Genomic DNA, 20,417 nt, shown 5'->3' with positions numbered 1-20,417 from the left:
AATATTCCAATTACAACCAATTAAGCATGTTGGAGTCTAGTGCAGTTTGAGCAACTTGAAAATAGCACCAAGGTCTTGAAAAGGTAAGTTTTAACGTATGTTCATCAGTGAACCAATGAATTTAAAAAATATCATGTGAAAAATAGCACAATCCATAAGCCAAATCGGTTGTCAATAAAACTGAACCAAACAGGTCATTTTAGTGAAATAAAATTGGATTTCTAAAACTTTTATTCTATTTTTCATAAGCAAGGCCTAAAAGTCTAAGATCAATCAAGCATAGCAATTCAGCACTTTGCGAGATTGCAATGCTCATCTTTTGATTTACATTTAACGTGAATTACTTGCTAACTCACAGGGATGTTATTTGTAATTTTAAAAAGCATGGCTTTTACGGTAATCACTTTAAAAAGACGGTAATAAGGGACTAAAAATGATTGTAATTGTAGATGCTGTACGTACCGCAATGGGCGGCTTTCAAGGTTCACTGGCAAGTTGTACAGCACCCGATTTAGGCGCGGTTGCAATTCAACACGCAGTTGCACGTGCAGGTTTAAGTGGGACTGACATTGATGAAGTAATTTTTGGTTGTGTATTGCCTGCAGGTTTGAAGCAAGGCCCTGCACGTCAGGCGATGCGTCAAGCGGGTTTACCCGATAGTACAGGTGCAACCACCATCAATAAAATTTGTGGCTCTGGCATGAAAGCTGTTATGCAGGCAGCCGATGCTATTCAGGCAGGTTCAGCGCAGATTGTGGTCGCTGGCGGTATGGAATCTATGTCGAATGCGCCGTATTTGCTAGATAAAGCACGTGCAGGTTTCCGTATGGGACACGGCAAAGTCACAGACCACATGTTTCAGGAAGGTTTAGAAGATGCTGAAACAGGCTTGTCGATGGGCGTGCTGGCGCAAGACATGGCAGACAAGAAAAACTATACCCGTGAGCAGCAGGATGAATACGCAATTCGCTCTTTAAACCGCGCGGTAGAAGCCATTCAAAACGGTTATTTTAAAAATGAAATCGTGCCTGTCACTGTTCATTCACGTAAAGGTGATGTGATTGTCGATCAGGATGAACAACCGTTAAATGCCAAAGTCGATAAAATTAGCAGTTTGCGTCCCGCATTTAAAAAAGATGGCACGATTACAGCCGCCAATGCCAGCTCTATTTCAGATGGCGCATCTGCTCTGGTGATTACATCAGATGTGGTTGCGGCAGAGCGTGGCTTAAAACCGCTTGCAAAAGTTGTGGCATACGCGACACATTCACAACATCCTTCTGAGTTTACTCTTGCTCCTGTAGGGGCGATTCAAAAAGTGCTAGATAAAGCAGGGTGGTCGGTTGCCGATGTAGATTTGTGGGAAATTAATGAAGCCTTTGCCATGGTAACCATGCTTGCGATAGATGCTTTTGATTTAGACCCTGCCAAAGTGAATATTCAGGGTGGTGCATGTGCTTTGGGGCATCCTCTAGGTTCTTCAGGTTCACGTATTATTGTGACGCTCATTCATGCATTGCAACGTATAGGCGCGAAAAAAGGCGTGGCATCTTTATGTATTGGCGGTGGTGAAGCCACAGCGATTGCGGTGGAGTTAGTTTAAGTCCAGCTCGTCTAACTGCAGATTCATCTATAAAAAATAGAGTTCTCGAAAGAACTCTATTTTTTTAACTTTTAACTTATTAACAATAACAATGAAGTTTTATGCTTGGATAAACTGCTTCACTGCTTGGTTAAATTCATTTGGCAATTCTACGTTAGAAATGTGCGATGCATTGATTTCAAACAATTGGCTATTGGCAATACGTTCAACCATAAATTGACCATCGACAACTGTTGTCACAGGGTCTTGCTGACCTGCAACCACTAAAACAGGCACAGTGATGTCTTTAAGTTGTTCACGTACATCCGCTTTAGCCAAAGCTTCGCAACAGCTCGCATAACCTTCGGCGCTGCCAGCTGCCAAGTCGTTTTGAAGATTGTTGACCACTGTCGCGTTGCTTTGGATAAAGGGTTCAGTAAACCAGCGTGATGCTGCAGTCGAAGCAATCGGTTGTAAACCTTGTTCACGTACCAATGCGGCACGGTCATTCCAAGCCTGTTCTTGACCAATTTTTGCCGCAGTATTACACACCACCACCTGATTAAAACGTTCAGGGCGATGAATCGCTAACCATTGACCTGTTAAACCGCCCATAGAAATACCACAGAATGCCGCTTTTTCAACATTTAAGTGATCGAGTAGATTTACAACATCTTGACCCAATTGATCAATGCTATATGGACCTTGCGGAGCTGATGATGCACCGTGACCACGTGTGTCGTAGCAAATTACAAAAAAGTCTTGCTGGAAAAAATCAATCTGTGCTTGCCACATTTTGAAGTTTGTACCCAGCGAGTTTGAAAAAATCAGTGCAGGTTTTGTAGCATCACCAAAAGTTTGGTAATTGATTTGCGCATCATTTGAGGTAAAAGTTGGCATTTTTTTTAAATCCTTAATCTTATAAATCCCCCTAAATCCCCCTTTATGAAAGGGGAACTTTTAATGAGGATTAAACACGTTCAATAATCAAAGCAATACCTTGACCAACACCGATACACATTGAACATAAACCGTATTTACCGCCAGTTTGTTCAAGTTGGTTCAGTGCTGTAGTGACTAAACGCGCACCAGATGCACCAAGTGGGTGACCTAAAGCAATTGCACCACCGTTTGGATTGACTTTCTCTGAACCATCTTCAATGCCTAAGTCACGAGTACATGCTAATGCTTGTGCAGCAAAGGCTTCGTTCAGTTCAATCACGTCCATTTGTTCAATGGTCAAACCTGTTTGTGCCAACAATTTTTTGATTGCAGGCGCAGGACCAAAGCCCATAATACGTGGTTCAACACCAACAACAGTTGAAGCAATGATTTTGGCACGTGGTTTTAAGCCGTGTTGTGCAACCGCTTCTTCAGAAGCAATCAGTAGGGCAGCCGCACCATCGTTAATACCTGACGCGTTACCTGCAGTCACAGTACCGTCTGCTTTTACCACTGGCTTTAATTTTGCCAATGCTTCTGCTGTGGTTGATGCACGTGGATGTTCGTCTGCAGCAACAACGACAGGCTCGCCTTTACGTTGTGGAATTTCCACTGCAATAATTTCTTTGTCAAAGAAACCGCGTGCTTGTGCAGCAGCAGTACGTTGTTGGCTGGTTAGAGCAAACAAGTCTTGATCGGCACGGTTAATATTGAACTGTTCCGCTACATTTTCAGCAGTTTGCGGCATAGTTTCTACGCCGTACATTTCTTTGAGTTTCGGGTTAATGAAACGCCAGCCCATTGTGGTGTCTTCAATTTTTTGACTACGACCATAAGCAGATTCTGATTTACCCATCACAAATGGAGCGCGGCTCATTGATTCAACACCACCTGCAATAATCAGGTTTGCTTCACCTGCTTTAATTGCACGTGCGGCCATTGCAATTGCGTCTAGCGATGAACCACATAAACGGTTTACAGTGGTTGCTGGCACTTGGTACGGTAAACCTGCTAAAAGTGCAGACATACGACCCACGTTACGGTTGTCTTCACCTGCTTGGTTGGCACAGCCGTAAATCACGTCATCAACTTGTTCCCAGTTTACAGATGGATTGCGTTGCATAAGTGCTTTGATCGGTAATGCGCCTAAGTCATCAGCACGGACTGGAGCTAAACCACCTGCATAACGACCAAATGGGGTACGGATGGCATCGACGATATATGCGTTTTTCATATTTTATTTTCCAAATATCTTAATCTCTCCCAACCTCCCTTTAAAAAAGGGAGGAGATTCCCACCTAAAATTACTTGATGGAAGTCCCCCTTTGAAAAAGGGGGATTTAGGGGGATTAAAAATTATATTTAAAGACGATTAAGCCTGAGTCGCATCAATCAGCTTTGCACCAGTCAATGACTGTAATTCCTCAAAGCTCAAGCCTTCAACTTTTTCAAGAACTTTCATGCCTTCAGGAGTTACGTCAATCACACATAAGTCAGTGTAAATGCGGTCTACACATTTCAAGCCAGTTGCTGGGTAAGTCAATTCAGCCACGATTTTTGGTTCACCTTTTTTGGTGACGTGATCGGTTGTGATAAAGACTTTTTTCGCACCAACGGCTAAGTCCATTGCGCCACCAACAGCAGGAATCGCATCTGGCGCACCTGTGTGCCAGTTTGCCAAGTCGCCATTTTCAGCCACTTGGAATGCACCCAATACTGCGATGTCTAAGTGACCGCCACGCATCATGGCAAAAGAGTCACCATGATGGAAGAATGAGCCGCCTGTTAGCATGGTCACGAATTCTTTACCTGCGTTGATTAACTCAGGGTCTTCTTCACCTGCAGGAGGTGGTGGACCGAAAGCCAATAAACCGTTTTCAGAGTGTAAGAATACGTCTTTGTCTGAAGGCAGGTAGTTTGAAATTTTAGTTGGTAAGCCAATGCCGAGGTTGACATAAGCACCGTCTGGAATGTCTTGTGCCACACGTTCAGCGATTTGATCACGTGTTAATTTGGTATAGCTCATGATGTTCTCCTTCACGTGACAGTTATGCAGATTGTTCAGGTTGTTTTGCGCCAACGGCAACAACGTGCTGAACGAAAATACCCGGAGTGATGATGTGTTCAGGATCTAACGCGCCTAACTCAACCACTTCAGAAACCTGTGCAATTGTCACATCGGCAGCCATCGCCATGATTGGGCCAAAGTTACGTGCAGATTTACGGTACACCAAGTTACCCCAACGGTCGCCTTGCTGTGCTTTAATTAAAGCAAAGTCTGCGCGGATTGGGTTTTCTAGTACGTAGTCTTTACCTTCATAATTTAAGGTTGGTTTGCCTTCTGCAAGTAAAGTACCAAAACCTGTAGGGGTATAGATTGGACCTAGACCCATACCTGCAGCCTGAATACGGCATGCCAAGTTACCTTGCGGCACCAGTTCAAGCTCGATTTTGCCTGCGCGGTAAAGTTCATCAAATACCCAAGAGTCAGACTGACGTGGGAATGAACAGATAATTTTACGTACCGCGCCAGCTTTTAGCAGTTTCGCTAAACCGTAGTCACCATTACCTGCGTTGTTGTTTACAATAATTAAATCTTTGATGCCAAGTTCAATCAAACCATCAATGAGTTCCGCTGGCTGACCTGCGGTACCAAAACCACCAATCATGATGGTTGAACCATCTTTAATTTGCGAAAGGACTTCTGTTAAAGAAGTTTGACTTTTATCAATCATAATGTGTCCTAGACAATTGCCTGTCCATTAACTTTTGGAACTTTGAGTTGAAGGTAGGGGTGCTGCTGAGCTGTCGCGTTTGGTTAATACCCAATGTGCGATCAAACCAATACAGATACCCCAAAATACAGAACTTAGCCCTAAAAACTGCATGCCAGAGGCGGTTGCTAAAAAGGTGATGAGGGCTGCATCACGCTGTGATTCTTTACTCATTGCAACTGAAATATTGGTGGCAATTGCACCTAAAAGTGCAAGTCCAGCCAACGCTGCAATCAGTTCTTTGGGCAATAGGCTAAATAGCATGACGATGCTACCCGCAAATAACCCACCTAAAATATAGAAAATACCGTTTGCAACACCTGCAATATATCGCTTTTCTTTCAGTTCGTGCGCATCTTTACCTAAGCATAATGCTGCAGTAATAGAGGCAAGTACAATGGTAATTCCTCCTACACATGCAACGGCAAGAGAAGCGATACTGGTCGCACTAATAATAGGCTTAGCAGGCATGTCATAACCGCTAATTTTAATAATTGCCATGCCCGGTAAAAACTGTCCAGACAAGCTGACTAAAATTAAAGGTAATGCCAAGTTTAAGGTTGAATTCCACGTCCATTCAGGAACAATAAACTGTGGAATTGCCAAACTAAAATTGGTGGTGACAGGGTTAATTTTACCGAGCATTAAGCTGAGTATAATGCCTGCAGCAAGCACCCAAATCATGGCATAACGTGGACTAAAACGCTTTGCCAATAAAAATACCGCTAGCATCCCAAATACAATGTATGGCAGGGTATCGGTTGCAGTAAATAAGCCTAAGCCAAATTGAACCAAAATACCTGCCATCATGCCTGCTGCGACTTCTTGCGGAATCCAAGACAGGAGTTTGTCAAAATAACCTGTGATTCCAATCAAAAAAATCACCACAGCAGAGGTGATGTAGGCTGCAACTGCTTCATTTAGGGTAATATCGGGAAACAGTGTGACCAGCAATGCGGTACCGGGTGCAGACCAAGCGGTGACCACAGGCACTTTGTATTTAATGGACAAAAAGATACCTGCGACAGCAGCACCAATAGAAATTCCCCAAATCCATGAAATCATCATGTCTGGGGAAACTTGGGCTTGCTGTGCCGCTTGGAAAAAGATGATCAATGGCCCTGAATAGGAGATCAGCACTGCTAAGAATCCTGCAACAGTGGCTGAAATTGACCAGTCATTTTTTAAAGTTTGGAACAGGTGACTCATTGACGATTTGCCTCCTTGCGTCAAGCAATGATCCTGTTGAAGTTGGTCATGATCTTGGCTTAGCCCTGATCACCACCACCTACAGGTACAACAGTACCTGTCATGTACGATGATTCATCAGAAGCAAGGAATAAAATCGCATTCACTTGTTCCTGAATGGTGCCGTAGCGACCCAAGAAGGTACGATCAATGGTTTGATCGACTACTTGTTGCATCCACTCTTTTTCAGATTCTGAAAGTGGGTTGGCATTACGTGGCACTTTACGTGGTGGCGCTTCTGTACCGCCAGTTGCAATAGCATTCACACGAATACCATCTTTGGCATGTTCAAAGGCGAGGGAAGCGGTTAAACCGTTTACACCACCTTTAGACGCCGAATATGGCACGCGGTTAATACCACGTGTTGCAATTGAAGATACGTTTACAATGGTACCTTTCTGGTTTTTCACCATTTCAGGCAATACTGCGCGGCAGCACCACATAGTAGGGAACAATGAACGATTCACTTCTTTGATAATTTCTTCTTCAGAAAATTCTTCAAAAGGTTTCATCCAAATTGCACCGCCTACGTTGTTGATGAGCACATCAACACGACCATAGGTTTCAAGTGCTTTAGCAACCACAGATTCTGCACCTGCAAAAGTTTCAAGGTTGGCTTTTACGGTTACTGCATCGCCACCGTGTTCTTCAATTTCGGCCAACACTTCTTCTACATAGGGAGAAAGGTCTGCCATAACCACTTGGGCACCTTCACTCGCCACTTGTAAAGCCACACCGCGACCAATGCCTTGAGCGGCACCAGTCACGATTACAACTTTGTTTTCAAATCTTTTTGTGCGATTCATTGTATTCTCCGACTATGTTTCTAGACTGTATAACAAACTTAGTTGGCAGAGAATTTTTCAAATAGGAAGCTTGCAGGTTTAACACCTTCTGCATCTAACCAGCCACGTACCGCTTCTACCATTGGCACTGGACCACATAGGTAGATGTCTACATCACCACCGTTGAGCCATTCGTTTTCGATATGGCCAGTCACGTAACCTTTACGCTCGTGTGCAGATTCTGGATTTGCCACTACAGTGCGGTACTCGAACCAAGAGAATTTTTCTTGTAGTTCGTTTAATTTTTCAATTGCAACCAAGTCAAAGTCATTGGTCACACCAAAAACTAAACGTACAGGGTGCTCAGAACCTTTTTCTTCAAGTACTTGCAGCATAGACATAAATGGTGCGATACCTGTACCACCTGCTAACATCACTACAGGGCGTGCTACATTACGTAAGTAGAAGCTACCAAATGGACCCGTAAAGGTCATTTTGTCGCCAGCTTTGGCATTTTGGCTTAAGAATTCGCTCATTTTGCCGTTTGGTACGTTACGTACTACAAAACCAGTTAAGCGGTTACCAGGCTTAGAGCTGAAAGAATATGAACGGGTTTCTGTTGTACCAGGAATACCCACATTCACGTATTGACCTGCAAGGAAGTGAATGTCTGGTTGACCTTCATCTAACTGAATATCAAAGGTAATCGTCGAGTCAGATAAGTTTTCGACACGAGCCAAAGTACCTTCAAATGCATGAATTTCAGTTTTACATACATCAGAAGTTGCTTGAATTTGGAATACTGCGTCAGAAGTTGGTTTACATTGGCATGCAAGAATGTAGCCTTGTTCAGCTTCTTCTGGTGTCAATGCATCTTCAATATAAGTTTCTTCAGGCATGTCATACGAACCTGATTCACAAAACGCACGGCACGTTCCACATGCACCGTCACGGCAGTCCAAAGGAATATTGATCTTTTGACGGTAAGCTGCGTCTGACAGTGTTTCACCATCTGTAACAGAAATAAAACGTGTAACGCCATCTTCAAATTGAAGTGCAACATTGTGGTTTGACATGGCTGAATATCCTATATAAATCTTTGAAACTAGACCTTTCAGCCAAGATTCCATCTGGCTGAAAGGTTTTTACCTTGCTGTAAATGAATACAGTCTTAGAGGTGGTAGATATCGATTACTTGGTTGATGTAATCGTTTTTCAGCACCACGTACTTGCTTAAAATTTGCGGTTTGTCGCCAGAAAAATCGATTTCATAGCGTGACATACCAAAGTAGCTGTAGTTAGTTTTGTAACGGAAACTTAAAGTGTTCCAGTTAAAACGTACAGTGACTTTATCGCCATCACGTTCAACAATTTCAATGTTGCTGATGTTGTGGCTTGTGCGTGTATCTGGCATGGTTGCAGATGAACGCTCAGTTTTGATACGGAACACACGGTCTTCTAAACCTTGACGGTCTGGATAGTAAATCAAAGAGATTTCAGACTGTGGATCTTGAGTTAAACGGTCATCGTCATCCCAAGCTGGCATCCAGAAAGAAGCAGTAGGAGCGTAGCACTGTAACCACTCATCCCATTGCTCATCATCTAAGAAGCGAGCTTCTTGATAAAGGAATTGAGCAATATTTTCTAAAGTAATCGCGCTCATGCGTTTTCTCCTTCAGTAGATGCAGCAATTTCTTTTTCAGTCGCAATACCTTTTTTGATTAGATCTAACCAATGTTGGTGCTGTGAAAGATATAAACCTTCGTCTTCAGTTTTAATACCTGAAAGTTTTGGTTTTAAACCGATTTCGTTTGCAGCATCGTCTGGACCTTGGATCCAATGCTTAGAACCACGGCACATATCGTTCCACTCAAGTGCGATACCTGCGTAGCCAACTTGACATGCACGGAATTCTTCAAGATCGTCTGGTGTAGCCATACCTGATGCGTTAAAGAAGTCTTCGTACTGACGAATACGGCGTGCGCGTGCTTCTGGCTCTTCACCTACAGGTGCGATACAGTAAATCGTCACTTCAGTCTTATCGACAGAAAGAGGACGTAACACACGAATTTGTGAACCGAACTGATCCATGAAGTACACGTTTGGATAGATACACAAGTTACGTGAACGCTCGATCATCCATTTCGCCATTGCTTCACCGAATTGCTCGGTGTATTCATCTTTCTTGGCAAAGTTAGGACGGTCTTCTGGGTTAGCCCATTGAGTCCAAAGGAGCATGTGACCATTTTCAAAGCCGTAAGAACCACCGCCTTGTTTGCCCCATGAACCTGCGCTCATTGCACGGATGTTATCGCCAGCTTCTTTTTCTTTACGTTGCTGAGTTGTTGCAGCGTAGTTCCAGTGTACTGCAGACACGTGGTAACCATCGGCACCGTTTTCAGCAGTTAACTTCCAGTTACCTTCATAGGTGTAAGTCGAAGAACCACGTAAAACTTCAAGACCTTGTTGAGATTGACCCACAATCATGTCAATGATTTTAGTCGCTTCGCCTAGGTATTCTTCTAAAGAAGGAACATCTGGGTTTAAGCTACCAAACAAGAAACCTTTATAGCTTTCAAAGCGGGCAACTTTTTTCAAGTCGTGTGAACCGTCTTTGTTAAAGCAATCTGAATAACCTGCATCTGCTGGGTCTTTAACTTTTAACAACTTACCAGAGTTGTTGAAAGTCCAACCGTGGAATGGGCAAGTATAAGTTGCTTTGTTACCACGCTTGTAACGACATAATTGTGCACCACGGTGTGAACACGAGTTGATCATGGCATTCAATTCGCCATTGCGGTTACGCGCAATGATGATTGGCTGACGACCAATGTAAGTGGTGTAGTAGTCATTGTTGTTTGGAATTTGGCTTTCATGTGCCAAATAAACCCAGTTGCCTTCAAAAATGTATTTCATTTCTAGGTCAAACAGGGCTTGGTCTGTGAATACTGAACGGTGTAATTTAAATTCACCAGATTCAAAATCATCAACCAATAATTCGTCAATACGGTCTAAGTGGCTAGTATTGATAACAGGAATACGAGGCATGTCCTTTCTCCGACTTTCCAAGGAGGGCAGTCATCGGGATGGGGCAACGACCACATCCCGATTCCATTTCAAATTATGCGCTTGCGCGGCGACGTTCAACTTCAGTAGAAGGAACGCCAGCTTGATCTTTCTGAAGAACAATGTTGAACTGGATGTGTTTGAAAGGACCTTTCAGACTACGTTTTGCAATTTCAGCTTCATCAGTCACGTCAACCGCAGTTGCCACCAGACCTTCACGAGTCGCGAATGCAAAGTCATCCCACAGGTATTGGTCGCCTTCAATATTGAATTGAGTAGTCAGCTTGCGGTAACCCGGTGCAGATACGAAGTAATGTACGTGCGATGGACGGTTACCGTGACGGCCTAGCTTGTCCAGTACAAACTGAGTTGTACCTTCTGGAGGGCAGCCATAACCCACTGGCATTGTCGTCAATGCAGTATATTGACCATCGGCAGCGGTAATGATGCTGCGACGCAGGTTAAAGTCAGACTGTGACTTGTCAAAGAATGAGTAGTTGCCCAGGCTGTTGGCATGCCAGATTTCAACTTTAGCACCTTCAACACGGTTGCCGTCAGTATCAGTCACTGTACCTTCAATGATCAGCGTCGGGATTTTGCCTTCTTCAGAACCATCGTCCATACGCGCAAAGCTTACTGTTTCAGGTGCGCCAGAGACATAAAGTGGACCTTCAATCGTACGTGGCGTACCGCCAGTAATGCCTGCTTTAGCATCCGCTTCATCAGCACGTAAGTCTAGGTAGTGTTCCAGACCCAAACCTGCAGCCAATAAACCTAATTCGTTCGCTTGACCGGCATCAGTAAAGTATTCCAGACCTTTCCACAGTTCTGACTGAGAAATATCAAGATCTTCGATCGCTTGGAAAAGGTCACCTAATAAACGCACAACAACTTGTTGTACACGTTCATCTACAGGGCCTGTCGCTGTATCAACGTTCATTTGCTTAACTAATGCATCAATTTCTTGGCGATTCATTTTCATTCTCCTTGGAGGTGTGCTTTGGTGGCGAATATCTCTGGACTAAAAACGAGATAATTGGCTGCCACTTTCCTTGTTTACTTGGTTTGCTAAATGTTTACTTTGGTGCTGGAGTAAGGTGCTTACTCCAGTTTCCGAATTAAATCAGGTGTCATCTTCACGAATTGATGAAGGGTGGCGGTTCAATGCCATCACTTCAATATTCATGTAAGGGTAGAGCGGAAGACCTTGCAGAATGTTGTGCAGTTCTTCATTGCTCTCAACATCAAAAATACTGATGTTTGAATACTGGCCAGTAATACGCCAAATATGACGCCATTTACCTTGACGCTGTAATTCCTGCGAATATGCTTTTTCAACGGCTTTAATTTCGTTAGCAGTTTCTGCTGGCATATCCAATGGAATGTTTACATCCATACGTACGTGGAAAAGCATGGGTTTCTCCTAATTACTGACGACGCAAGTTGTCAATTTTGTCTTCATCCAACTCAATACCTAAACCTGCACCTGTTGGAAGGTGTAATTCAAAGTCTTGGTACTGAAGTGGAGTTTTTAAAATTTCTTCGGTCAGCAATAACGGACCAAATAATTCTGTGCCATAAGCTAAATTCTGGAAGGTCGAGAACACATGCGCAGATGCAATCGTGCCGACAGGGCCTTCAAGCATTGTGCCGCCATATAGGTCGATGCCTGCCAACTGTGCAATTGTTGCAACTTCACAACCTTCGATTAGACCCGCAGATTGGGCAACTTTAACTGCAAATACAGATGCAGCATTACGTTTTGCCAATTGATAAGCGCTTTGTGGGCCCATCAATGATTCATCTGCCATGATGGCAATATCAAATTTACGTGTTAAACGCTCCATGGCATCAATGTTGTCAATTGCACATGGTTGTTCAATTAAATCGACACCACCATCTTGTAAAAGCTGGATGCCTTTAATTGCTTCAAGTTCTGACCAAGCACGGTTTACGTCTACACGAATAGAAACGTCTTTACCCAATGCTTGTTTGATTGCCAATACGTGTTCTACATCTTGCTCTACTGGGCGTGAACCGATTTTGAGCTTGAATGTGTTGTGGCGTTTAGCCGCAATCATTTTTTGTGCTTCAGCGATGTCTTTTTCTGTATCGCCAGATGCAAGTACCCATAACACAGGAACCGAGTTGCGTAGGCGACCACCTAAAATTTCACTTAAAGGTTGGTTTAAGCGCTGCGCTTGAATATCTAATAAAGCAGTTTGAATGGCACATTTCGCGAAACGGTTGCCATTGATATTCTTTTTAATGACCTGTAAAGTTTGCGCAACATTCAAGCCAGCTAAAGTTTTTAGCAATGATGCGAAATATGTTTCGATATTGGTTTTTACGCTTTCTGGGCTTTCTTCACCATAGCCCAAGCCGCCAATCGTGGTTGCTTCGCCCCAGCCAACAAAACCATCTTCAGTGGTGATTTTGACTAATACAAGGGTTTGGGTTTGCATGGTTGCAACCGCCATCTTGTGTGGACGGATGGTTGGTATTTCCACCAGCAAAGTTTCTACTGACTTATACATGGTTTGCCCTTCATATCATTGCTTTATTACAGTTATGTGATATACCTTAAAAGAATAAATTGCATTGGTCGAAGATCAAATATGCATTTTTTTATACTTAAAAGGTATTTTGAGCTATGGAACTCAGACATTTACGTTATTTTGTTGCTGTTGTAGAAGAGCAAAGTTTCACCAAGGCAGCAGAAAAACTCTTTATTGCTCAACCACCTTTGAGCAGACAGATCCAAAATTTAGAACAAGAGCTTGGAATTCAACTATTTGAGCGTGGAAGTAGACCGCTTAAGACCACCGAAGCAGGCCAATTCTTTTACCAACATGCCGTTAAACTTTTGTCTAATGCGGAAGAAATCAAGTCGATGACAAAACGTGTCGGTATTGCTGGTCGTACTGTGACTATTGGCTTCGTTGGTTCTTTATTGTTCGGATTATTGTCAAGAATTGTGTATTTGTTTAAGCAGCAGCATCCGCATTTAAAAATAGAAATGGTGGAAATGACCACCAATGACCAAATTCAGGCACTTAAAGAAGGGCGCATAGATGTTGGATTTGGACGCTTAAGAATTTCTGATCCTGCAGTTAAACGTATCTTATTACGTGAAGAACGCTTGATGGTTGCAGTACATTCGAGCCACCCATTTGCGGCACAAAAAGAAGGTGTATATTTGGCGGATGTTGTTGATCAACAACTATTTTTATATCCAAATCACAACAAGCCAAACTTCTCTACCCAAATTCGTGGCGTGTTTTCTGAGTATGGTTTAGAACCTCGCAAAATTCGTGAAGTGCGTGAATTACAATTGGCGTTGGGTTTTGTTGCTGCAGGTGAGGGCTTGTGTATCGTGCCAGAAAGCGCACAAAATATTCATTTGGCACATTTGCACTTTATACCTTTATTAGATGACTCGGCTGTAAGTCCTGTGTTTATGGCAATTCGTAATATGGATGAAAGTGAAGACATTCGATCTTTGTTTGACTGCATTTATCAAGTTTATGATTTGGAAGCATTTACTTATGATCGCAATGTATTCTAGTAAAGCCATATAAAACAAATATTTATAACTATATTTTTTATATAAAAGCACAGATATTTTTAACAAAATACTGTTATGTGAATTGCCTGAAAAAACTTTTTTAAGCATCACATTACAGTATTTTTTTCGCCTTGTTATTTTTATCTATTTTAAAATCAATATCTTACAAAACTATAGACTTTTTAGGTATGTATCCATGCCTATTCAGTTTTGGACAAATTTTAACTTATTATTCATTGTGTGCATCTGAGTTGGAGTAACGGACTTCACAATTAGGAGGTGAAGCAAGATGCAAAGCAATAAAATTAATATTAATACCTTGATTGACGAGGCCAAGTTCACGCCATTCCATTGGGGCGTATTGTTTTGGTGTTTGATGATCATTATTTTTGACGGTTACGACTTGGTCATTTATGGGGTTGCATTACCACTACTGATGCAAGAGTGGGCGCTCAGTGCAGTACAAGCAGGTTTACTGGCCAGTACGGCATTGTTTGGCATGATGTTTGGTGCCATGACCTTCGGTACCTTATCGGACAAGTTAGGTCGTAAAAAGACCATCATGATCTGTGTGGCTATTTTCAGTGGCTTTACATTCTTAGGTGCGTTTGCAAGTAATCCAGTTGAATTTGGTATTTTACGTTTCCTTGCTGGGCTTGGTATTGGCGGTGTAATGCCAAACGTTGTGGCCCTTATGACAGAATATGCGCCAAAGCGTATTCGTAGTACTTTGGTTGCGCTGATGTTTAGTGGTTATGCCATTGGCGGTATGACTTCAGCATTGTTGGGTGCATGGTTAGTGCCAGAGTTTGGTTGGAAAATCATGTTTTACATCGCAATTATTCCATTGGTGGCTTTACCATTAATTTGGAAATTCTTGCCTGAGTCACTCATGTATTTGACCAACAAGAAAGAAATTGAGCAAACCCGTAGTATTGTGCAAAAAATTTCACCAAGCCAACAATTAAATGGTGACACTGAGTTTGTACTGAATGAAGTGACTAAAGGCGATGAAGCACCTGTAAAAGCATTGTTCCAGCAAGGCCGTATGTTCAGTACGTTCATGTTCTGGATCGCATTCTTCATGTGCTTGTTAATGGTTTATGCTTTGGGCAGCTGGTTACCAAAATTAATGATCCAAGCGGGTTATTCATTGGGTGCAAGTATGATCTTCTTATTCGCACTGAATATTGGTGGCATGATTGGCGCAATTGGTGGTGGTGCATTGGCTGACCGCTTCCATATCAAAAAAGTACTCACCATTATGTTTATCTGTGGTGCAGCAGCATTAATTCTGCTTGGCTTTAACAGTCCACAAATTGTGTTGTACACCTTAATTGCAGTTGCTGGGGCAGCAACCATTGGTTCACAAATCTTACTTTATACTTTCGTCGCACAATATTACCCATCTACTGTACGTTCTACAGGTATGGGCTGGGCGTCAGGTATTGGTCGCATCGGTGCAATCGTTGGGCCAGTACTCACAGGTGCACTATTAACCATGAATTTACCGCACCAAATGAACTTCTTTGCTATTGCGATTCCAGGTGTAATTGCTGCCTTAGCAATCTTCATGGTGAATTTAAAAACGTCTGTAGAAGCTAAAGCCGCTGCGGAGCCTGCTGTAGAAAGCAATCCAGTCGCACAAAAAGCAACCCAATAATTTCTTTACCTTTCCATTAATCTACAGTCATCAATGATATAGATCGCCATCGTAAGAGATGGTGATCTGTTGCTAGAATTTGATGGCACAATAACAAGCGAGTTTAGGATGAACGCGAAAATATTAACCCAATCTACACATTTTCAATCTACAACGGTTCGACCAACAATGCAGCGTACGCTCATGATGAGCATGATTGCATTGAGCATGGGCGGTATGAGTGTTGCAGCACAAGCGCAAACTCAACAGCAAAAAGAAATTGAACAACTTAGACAAGAAGTTCAGGCTTTACGTGGTTTGATTGAGCAGCAAAAAGTACAAAATGCACAAACTGCAACAGCAATTGCCAATGTGCAACGTACTGCAGCAGCGCCAGTTGCTAATCCTGTGTTAAAAACTGCCAAAGGTGCCGAATTTAATCTATATGGTAATGTGCGTTTAGATGCTTCTTATCAGGTAGAAGGTGGCGCTAAAGATATGCCGTATAACCAAATTAACGGTGTACCACTTGAAGGCAATAAAGAACAAAGTGATCGTTTAAGATCAACACTTTCTGCAACCCGTTTAGGTTTAGATTTTAAAAGCCCAGTGGGTGATCAAGACGTAAAGGGTAAACTTGAAGTTGACTTCTTAGGTGGAGCAAACCTTGATAACTTACGTATTCGCCATGCTTATTTGAACTATGGGAATTGGTTGATTGGTCAAACTTGGTCAAACTTTGCAATTCCAGACTATATGCCAGAAACCATTGATGCTTTGGCGTATGTTGGTGGTGCGGTGAAACGTACACCACAAGTACGCTATACAACAAAGTTTAGCCCACAAACCAATTTGGTGGTTGCAGCTGAAGACCCTAAAGACAGTTCAATCAGCCAGCGTTTACCTGCATTAACTGCGCGTTTAAATCATCAATTTGCAGATAATTTAAATGTCAGCGTACGTGCGATGGGACATGAAAAACGTGTCAATTCTGATGAAGAAATGGCATGGGGTGTCGGTGTAGGTGCTAAATACGATGTTGTACCGGGCACGACTTTAAAAGCCGATTATTACCATGTAAAAGGTGATAGCAGCTTTGTATCATTTACCAACAAAGGTGTTGCTGTTACTAACCTTGATGACAAAGGTGCGATTACTGCAACGAGTGCTATCGCAGCGCAAAGTGAATTCGATTCAATTATGGTCGGTATTACACAAAAGTTTGGTGACAAAGTGCATGGCACTTTGGGTTATGGTTATATGAGTTTTGACAAAGACCCTAACTACATTGCAGCAACGAAAGACACAACCACGATTAACAAAGACTTATGGCAAGCTTGGGCAAACGTATTCTATAGCCCACGTAAACCGTTAAGCTTTGGTTTAGAATATGTTTATGGTGAGCGTGAAGCATTTGGTGAAGCAGCAAATGGCAGCAAAACAGGTGAAGATAACCGAATCAATGCAGTCGCAATTTATAACTTCTAAAATAGCCCTGTAAATCACAAAAGAGCTGAGCCAAAACTCAGCTCTTTTTTATTGTCGGGTGATCGGCTCTGTAATTTTAGGCATGAGTATATTGGGTGATGTGTTGCTGTATTACCGCAGACAAAACATCCAGTGCAGTCGCAATATCACTGTTCCAAGCAAAAGAACAGTTTAAACGAATAAAGTTCTGGCTGACCTGTTCAGAACGGAACAACTGACTTGGCGCAATGCCAATCTTATTTTGAATCAATTGCTGATAAATCGTATAGCCATCTATATATGCAGGCAGTTCAATCCATAAAAAGTAACCACTAGAATAGTAGTGAATTTTACAAGCTGGGTTTAAGCGCTGTTTCAATTGCTGATAAAACACTTTTTTATGTTTTTCCAATTGTTTGCGTAATTGACGCAAATGTTTTTCATAATGATGATGCGAAAGAAAATCCACCAAAGTATTTTGCAGTAAGGGACTTGCAGAAACCGTGCTCATGAGTTGCAAATGCTGAATAGCATTGGAAAATTGACCTGCATAAACCCAACCGACCCGCACAGCAGAACCCAAAGTTTTAGAAAAAGAAGCGCAGTGCAGTACCCGTTGTTGTCGGTCAAAATACTTCATGGGCAGTGGTTTTTGCGTACCGTAATACAATTCTTGATAGACATCATCTTCAATTAAATACACTTGATATTCTTCAAGCAAACTCGCAATACGTTGCTTAATTTCATCTCTGACACTAAAGCCAATAGGGTTATGAATATTCAACATCAACCAGCAGACTTTAATTGGGTATTGTTTTAAGGCTTGTTCAAATGAGTCTAAATCGAAACCTGAAACAGGGTGTTCTGGAATGGTAATCACCTGTAAACCAAGACGTTCAGCCGCTTGCCATGCACCATAAAAAATAGTTTCTTGTAATAGAATAAAATCTCCAGGTTCGGTCAAAGCTTGTAATGACAAATTGAGCGCATCTAATGCGCCAGATGTAATGACAATGTCATTTGCATGGGTGGGTATGCCTTGTAAACAGTAGCGATTTGCAATTATGGTTCTTAATTCATAATTGCCCGGTGGCATGTGGTCGTGGCTAAAATAACTGCTTTTTCGCTTGGCGTGCTGCGCTAAAATTTGCATTAACTTTGGGTTAAACAGTAATTCTGCATTGGGAAAGGCAGAGCCTAAAGGACTGACATCTGCAGACTGAATTGATTTTAAATAGCCAAAGACCAAAGAGTTCATTTGAATATGTGCATTTAAACTCAAACTGCTTGGTACAGGTCGTTCAGTTTGATTGAGACGTTCTGCGACATAAAACCCCGACTTTTGTTTAGCGTAAACCAATCCCTGAGCTTCAAGTTCTTGATAAGCGTTTAGCACGGTCATTAAGCTATAACCACTGATTTGTGATTGTTCTCTTAACGAAGGTAACTTGCTATGTGCTTTCCATGCACCATTTTCAATGAGTTGCCGAATGTTCAACGCCAATTGTTCAGATTTATACATGGTATGACTCAAGCATTTTTTGCAGCTGTTACTTATTTTGATCTATTTTTAGGTTTAAAACATTAAATAATTTCTGTTTTTATAACAGATTGGCATGTATCTAAAATCAACTGTTATAGTTTTTAATGAATATTTTGTATCTACAGCAATGCTTTAGAATTTTACATAATCTGTATATCCCCATAATCTGGCTAGATTGGAGTCGATATGCAAGAAGATAACTCACGCAAACCACAGAAATATGCCGATAGCAGTATTTCAGACAAAGCATTTAAGCACATGATTATTTGGTTTACCGTGTATGTAGCTTTATTTTGTATCGGTGTGGCTGTTGTGGTGAATTTAGATAAGTTCTAAACAGTTTTTGAATAACAGCACACCTATAATCGCTTCAAGATATGAAAAACATTCATTTGAATTTTAATGAATGTTTTTTTTGTTTATAAAAGAGATCGTAAGCGCATAACTCAAAAGCAATAAAGATCGCAAAAATAACGGAATAGGCGTAAATTATAACTTTATCAGTAAAGCATTTGTGGTTGCAATGATTTCGAGTTGGGTGCTCTTTACCTTAATGGCTGCATTTATGCAGGCATGGCGCAATGCCTTTCAAAAACAACTCAGCACAAGTGTAGATGTTTATGGCGTGACTTTGGCACGTTTTATTTTTGCCTTGCCTTTTGCATTGGCGTATTTAAGCATTTTACGATGGCAGCAGCCTGTTCAAGCCAAACTACATTTTAGTTCGATGTTTTGGCTGTATATCATTATTGCAGCAGTGTGTCAGATTTTAGCCACAGCTTTAATGGTAAAACTGTTTCAACAGAAAAATTATGCGGTGGGTGTCGGACTTGCCAAAAGTGAAGCAGTTTTAGCCGCAATTGTAGGCGTGATTTTCCTACAAGAACATTTAAGCGCATTGGCTTGGTTAGGTGTTGCGATAGGCGGTATTGCGGTATTTCTACTGAGTAAAGGCAATCAACGTAGTGATTTTTCATTCACAACTTTAGCCATTGGAATCGGTAGTGGACTCAGCTTTGCGGTGACTTCTTTATTGGTGCGTGAAGCCAGTCTAGAGCTGGATTTCTTACCGTTTATTCACCGTGCTGCATGGGTTTTGGTGTGGGTCATTGGCTTACAATGTTTTATCTTATTGGCTTTTTTAGGTATATTTAAACGACATACCTTATATGCCATGTGGCAGCGGGTTGGATTAACTTTTAAAGTGAGCGTCTGCAGTTTTTTAGCATCACTGGGCTGGTTTAGTGCCATGAGTATGCAAACTGTGGCGATTGTGAAAACACTCGGACAAATTGAAATATTATTCAGCTTACTTATTTCAGCGTATTTCTTTAAAGAAAAACTTGCCCGTACCGATCATTGGGGATTGGGATTGGTCGTGCTTGCAGCAATGTTGGTCATTTGGGCATAGTGTTATATTTCACAGCTATGTAGTTTCAAACTTATGTCAAATCCGTTGACTTCATTTGAGCATCTCAGAAATTTGACATCCTCCCCGACCTAAAGGACGGAGATTCCTACTGCTAGACGCTCATGCCCGAGCGCAAGAATATTCAGTGCGGAATTTACATCCCGATCATGGAGCGTACCGCACTCCACACACTGCCATTCTCTTATTCCAAGTCCTGCTCTACCTTCCGGACTACTGGAGCGTGAGCCACAGCACGAACAAATTTGGGTGGTATAGGCTTCATTGACTTCTTCATAACATACCCCTGCGTTCTCGCATTTATACTTGAGCATGGTTCTTAGTGTTGTCCAACTGGCATCTAGCACTGATTTAGCCAATCTGGTTTGTGC

General features: G+C 42.0%; 20 protein-coding genes. 6 read left to right on the top strand and 14 right to left on the bottom strand.

Annotation, left to right across the window (positions count from 1 at the left end; all coding sequences use genetic code 11):
- The first annotated feature begins 433 nt into the window (after nucleotides 1-433).
- The gene (locus tag FTV52_RS11720) at nucleotides 434-1,603 is read left to right on the top strand and encodes a thiolase family protein (RefSeq protein WP_096901606.1); all 1,170 of its coding nucleotides are present in this window, start codon (nucleotides 434-436) and stop codon (nucleotides 1,601-1,603) included.
- A gap of 99 nt (nucleotides 1,604-1,702) precedes the next feature.
- Here FTV52_RS11720 and pcaD read toward each other — a convergent pair whose 3' ends face one another.
- The 12 genes from pcaD to FTV52_RS11660 all read right to left on the bottom strand — a co-directional run bounded on the left by pcaD (nucleotide 1,703) and on the right by FTV52_RS11660 (nucleotide 12,934).
- Nucleotides 1,703-2,482 (bottom strand): 3-oxoadipate enol-lactonase, encoded by a 780-nt coding sequence (gene pcaD / locus FTV52_RS11715; protein ID WP_096901607.1) that lies wholly within the window; start codon nucleotides 2,480-2,482, stop codon nucleotides 1,703-1,705.
- 70 nt (nucleotides 2,483-2,552) lie between these two features.
- Complete coding sequence (gene pcaF, locus FTV52_RS11710; RefSeq protein ID WP_070155120.1) at nucleotides 2,553-3,758, bottom strand: 3-oxoadipyl-CoA thiolase; 1,206 nt, start codon at nucleotides 3,756-3,758, stop codon at nucleotides 2,553-2,555.
- Nucleotides 3,759-3,896: 138 nt separating this feature from the next.
- Nucleotides 3,897-4,550: a 3-oxoacid CoA-transferase subunit B gene (locus FTV52_RS11705; protein WP_104851987.1), complete on the bottom strand. Its 654-nt coding sequence runs from the start codon at nucleotides 4,548-4,550 to the stop codon at nucleotides 3,897-3,899.
- 22 nt (nucleotides 4,551-4,572) lie between these two features.
- Nucleotides 4,573-5,259 (bottom strand): 3-oxoacid CoA-transferase subunit A, encoded by a 687-nt coding sequence (locus FTV52_RS11700; RefSeq protein WP_104851986.1) that lies wholly within the window; start codon nucleotides 5,257-5,259, stop codon nucleotides 4,573-4,575.
- 27 nt (nucleotides 5,260-5,286) lie between these two features.
- Nucleotides 5,287-6,507 (bottom strand): benzoate/H(+) symporter BenE, encoded by a 1,221-nt coding sequence (benE, locus tag FTV52_RS11695; protein WP_096901610.1) that lies wholly within the window; start codon nucleotides 6,505-6,507, stop codon nucleotides 5,287-5,289.
- Between the two features lie 59 nt (nucleotides 6,508-6,566).
- Nucleotides 6,567-7,352 (bottom strand): benzoate diol dehydrogenase BenD, encoded by a 786-nt coding sequence (gene benD, locus FTV52_RS11690; RefSeq protein WP_004973522.1) that lies wholly within the window; start codon nucleotides 7,350-7,352, stop codon nucleotides 6,567-6,569.
- Between the two features lie 38 nt (nucleotides 7,353-7,390).
- Nucleotides 7,391-8,407: a benzoate 1,2-dioxygenase electron transfer component BenC gene (gene benC, locus FTV52_RS11685; RefSeq protein ID WP_019837573.1), complete on the bottom strand. Its 1,017-nt coding sequence runs from the start codon at nucleotides 8,405-8,407 to the stop codon at nucleotides 7,391-7,393.
- 95 nt (nucleotides 8,408-8,502) lie between these two features.
- On the bottom strand, nucleotides 8,503-8,994 hold the full coding sequence (gene benB / locus FTV52_RS11680) for a benzoate 1,2-dioxygenase small subunit (RefSeq protein WP_096901612.1): 492 nt from the start codon (nucleotides 8,992-8,994) through the stop codon (nucleotides 8,503-8,505).
- The gene (gene benA, locus FTV52_RS11675) at nucleotides 8,991-10,379 is read right to left on the bottom strand and encodes a benzoate 1,2-dioxygenase large subunit (RefSeq protein WP_096901613.1); all 1,389 of its coding nucleotides are present in this window, start codon (nucleotides 10,377-10,379) and stop codon (nucleotides 8,991-8,993) included. Before benA ends, benB begins: the two co-directional genes overlap by 4 nt.
- A gap of 73 nt (nucleotides 10,380-10,452) precedes the next feature.
- On the bottom strand, nucleotides 10,453-11,373 hold the full coding sequence (catA, locus tag FTV52_RS11670) for a catechol 1,2-dioxygenase (protein WP_179990857.1): 921 nt from the start codon (nucleotides 11,371-11,373) through the stop codon (nucleotides 10,453-10,455).
- A 147-nt stretch (nucleotides 11,374-11,520) separates the two neighbouring features.
- Entirely contained in the window at nucleotides 11,521-11,811 is a 291-nt protein-coding gene (gene catC / locus FTV52_RS11665; protein WP_096901615.1) for a muconolactone Delta-isomerase, read from the bottom strand.
- A gap of 13 nt (nucleotides 11,812-11,824) precedes the next feature.
- Nucleotides 11,825-12,934, bottom strand: a complete 1,110-nt coding sequence (locus FTV52_RS11660; RefSeq protein WP_004973532.1) for a muconate/chloromuconate family cycloisomerase — start codon at nucleotides 12,932-12,934, stop codon at nucleotides 11,825-11,827.
- Between the two features lie 116 nt (nucleotides 12,935-13,050).
- Between FTV52_RS11660 and FTV52_RS11655 the strand changes: the two genes are divergently transcribed.
- From FTV52_RS11655 to FTV52_RS11645, 3 genes are all read left to right on the top strand, one after another.
- Nucleotides 13,051-13,965 carry a LysR family transcriptional regulator gene (locus FTV52_RS11655; RefSeq protein WP_096901617.1) on the top strand — a complete coding sequence of 305 codons (915 nt, stop codon included), beginning with the start codon at nucleotides 13,051-13,053 and terminating at the stop codon, nucleotides 13,963-13,965.
- Nucleotides 13,966-14,254: 289 nt separating this feature from the next.
- Nucleotides 14,255-15,628 carry an MFS transporter gene (locus FTV52_RS11650; protein WP_154320738.1) on the top strand — a complete coding sequence of 458 codons (1,374 nt, stop codon included), beginning with the start codon at nucleotides 14,255-14,257 and terminating at the stop codon, nucleotides 15,626-15,628.
- Between the two features lie 108 nt (nucleotides 15,629-15,736).
- Nucleotides 15,737-17,095 carry a DcaP family trimeric outer membrane transporter gene (locus FTV52_RS11645; protein WP_257221734.1) on the top strand — a complete coding sequence of 453 codons (1,359 nt, stop codon included), beginning with the start codon at nucleotides 15,737-15,739 and terminating at the stop codon, nucleotides 17,093-17,095.
- 76 nt (nucleotides 17,096-17,171) lie between these two features.
- Here FTV52_RS11645 and FTV52_RS11640 read toward each other — a convergent pair whose 3' ends face one another.
- Nucleotides 17,172-18,596, bottom strand: a complete 1,425-nt coding sequence (locus tag FTV52_RS11640; protein WP_179990856.1) for a PLP-dependent aminotransferase family protein — start codon at nucleotides 18,594-18,596, stop codon at nucleotides 17,172-17,174.
- 207 nt (nucleotides 18,597-18,803) lie between these two features.
- Between FTV52_RS11640 and FTV52_RS11635 the strand changes: the two genes are divergently transcribed.
- Together FTV52_RS11635 and FTV52_RS11630 are read left to right on the top strand one after the other, a co-directional pair.
- Nucleotides 18,804-18,953 carry a hypothetical protein gene (locus FTV52_RS11635; protein ID WP_004973540.1) on the top strand — a complete coding sequence of 50 codons (150 nt, stop codon included), beginning with the start codon at nucleotides 18,804-18,806 and terminating at the stop codon, nucleotides 18,951-18,953.
- Between the two features lie 187 nt (nucleotides 18,954-19,140).
- On the top strand, nucleotides 19,141-20,028 hold the full coding sequence (locus FTV52_RS11630; protein ID WP_179990855.1) for a DMT family transporter: 888 nt from the start codon (nucleotides 19,141-19,143) through the stop codon (nucleotides 20,026-20,028).
- Nucleotides 20,029-20,117: 89 nt separating this feature from the next.
- Here the strand turns inward: FTV52_RS11630 and FTV52_RS11625 are convergent.
- The coding region (locus FTV52_RS11625) for an RNA-guided endonuclease TnpB family protein (RefSeq protein ID WP_179990854.1) at nucleotides 20,118-20,417 on the bottom strand (300 nt) is incomplete at its 5' end.

The sequence above is a fragment of the Acinetobacter sp. YH1901141 genome (assembly GCF_013416935.1).
Taxonomy (GTDB): domain Bacteria; phylum Pseudomonadota; class Gammaproteobacteria; order Pseudomonadales; family Moraxellaceae; genus Acinetobacter; species Acinetobacter towneri.
Note: the sequence above shows the minus strand (reverse complement) of the source record. Positions and strands in the feature narration are given on the sequence as shown.

What these genes read in the sequence shown, in the direction of transcription:
- FTV52_RS11720 (WP_096901606.1), top strand. Translation starts at nt 434, where the DNA reads ATGATTGTAATTGTAGATGCTGTACGTACCGCAATGGGCGGCTTTCAA.
- pcaD (WP_096901607.1), bottom strand. Translation starts at nt 2,482, where the DNA reads ATGCCAACTTTTACCTCAAATGATGCGCAAATCAATTACCAAACTTTT.
- pcaF (WP_070155120.1), bottom strand. Translation starts at nt 3,758, where the DNA reads ATGAAAAACGCATATATCGTCGATGCCATCCGTACCCCATTTGGTCGT.
- FTV52_RS11705 (WP_104851987.1), bottom strand. Translation starts at nt 4,550, where the DNA reads ATGAGCTATACCAAATTAACACGTGATCAAATCGCTGAACGTGTGGCA.
- FTV52_RS11700 (WP_104851986.1), bottom strand. Translation starts at nt 5,259, where the DNA reads ATGATTGATAAAAGTCAAACTTCTTTAACAGAAGTCCTTTCGCAAATT.
- benE (WP_096901610.1), bottom strand. Translation starts at nt 6,507, where the DNA reads ATGAGTCACCTGTTCCAAACTTTAAAAAATGACTGGTCAATTTCAGCC.
- benD (WP_004973522.1), bottom strand. Translation starts at nt 7,352, where the DNA reads ATGAATCGCACAAAAAGATTTGAAAACAAAGTTGTAATCGTGACTGGT.
- benC (WP_019837573.1), bottom strand. Translation starts at nt 8,407, where the DNA reads ATGTCAAACCACAATGTTGCACTTCAATTTGAAGATGGCGTTACACGT.
- benB (WP_096901612.1), bottom strand. Translation starts at nt 8,994, where the DNA reads ATGAGCGCGATTACTTTAGAAAATATTGCTCAATTCCTTTATCAAGAA.
- benA (WP_096901613.1), bottom strand. Translation starts at nt 10,379, where the DNA reads ATGCCTCGTATTCCTGTTATCAATACTAGCCACTTAGACCGTATTGAC.
- catA (WP_179990857.1), bottom strand. Translation starts at nt 11,373, where the DNA reads ATGAATCGCCAAGAAATTGATGCATTAGTTAAGCAAATGAACGTTGAT.
- catC (WP_096901615.1), bottom strand. Translation starts at nt 11,811, where the DNA reads ATGCTTTTCCACGTACGTATGGATGTAAACATTCCATTGGATATGCCA.
- FTV52_RS11660 (WP_004973532.1), bottom strand. Translation starts at nt 12,934, where the DNA reads ATGTATAAGTCAGTAGAAACTTTGCTGGTGGAAATACCAACCATCCGT.
- FTV52_RS11655 (WP_096901617.1), top strand. Translation starts at nt 13,051, where the DNA reads ATGGAACTCAGACATTTACGTTATTTTGTTGCTGTTGTAGAAGAGCAA.
- FTV52_RS11650 (WP_154320738.1), top strand. Translation starts at nt 14,255, where the DNA reads ATGCAAAGCAATAAAATTAATATTAATACCTTGATTGACGAGGCCAAG.
- FTV52_RS11645 (WP_257221734.1), top strand. Translation starts at nt 15,737, where the DNA reads ATGAACGCGAAAATATTAACCCAATCTACACATTTTCAATCTACAACG.
- FTV52_RS11640 (WP_179990856.1), bottom strand. Translation starts at nt 18,596, where the DNA reads ATGTATAAATCTGAACAATTGGCGTTGAACATTCGGCAACTCATTGAA.
- FTV52_RS11635 (WP_004973540.1), top strand. Translation starts at nt 18,804, where the DNA reads ATGCAAGAAGATAACTCACGCAAACCACAGAAATATGCCGATAGCAGT.
- FTV52_RS11630 (WP_179990855.1), top strand. Translation starts at nt 19,141, where the DNA reads ATGATTTCGAGTTGGGTGCTCTTTACCTTAATGGCTGCATTTATGCAG.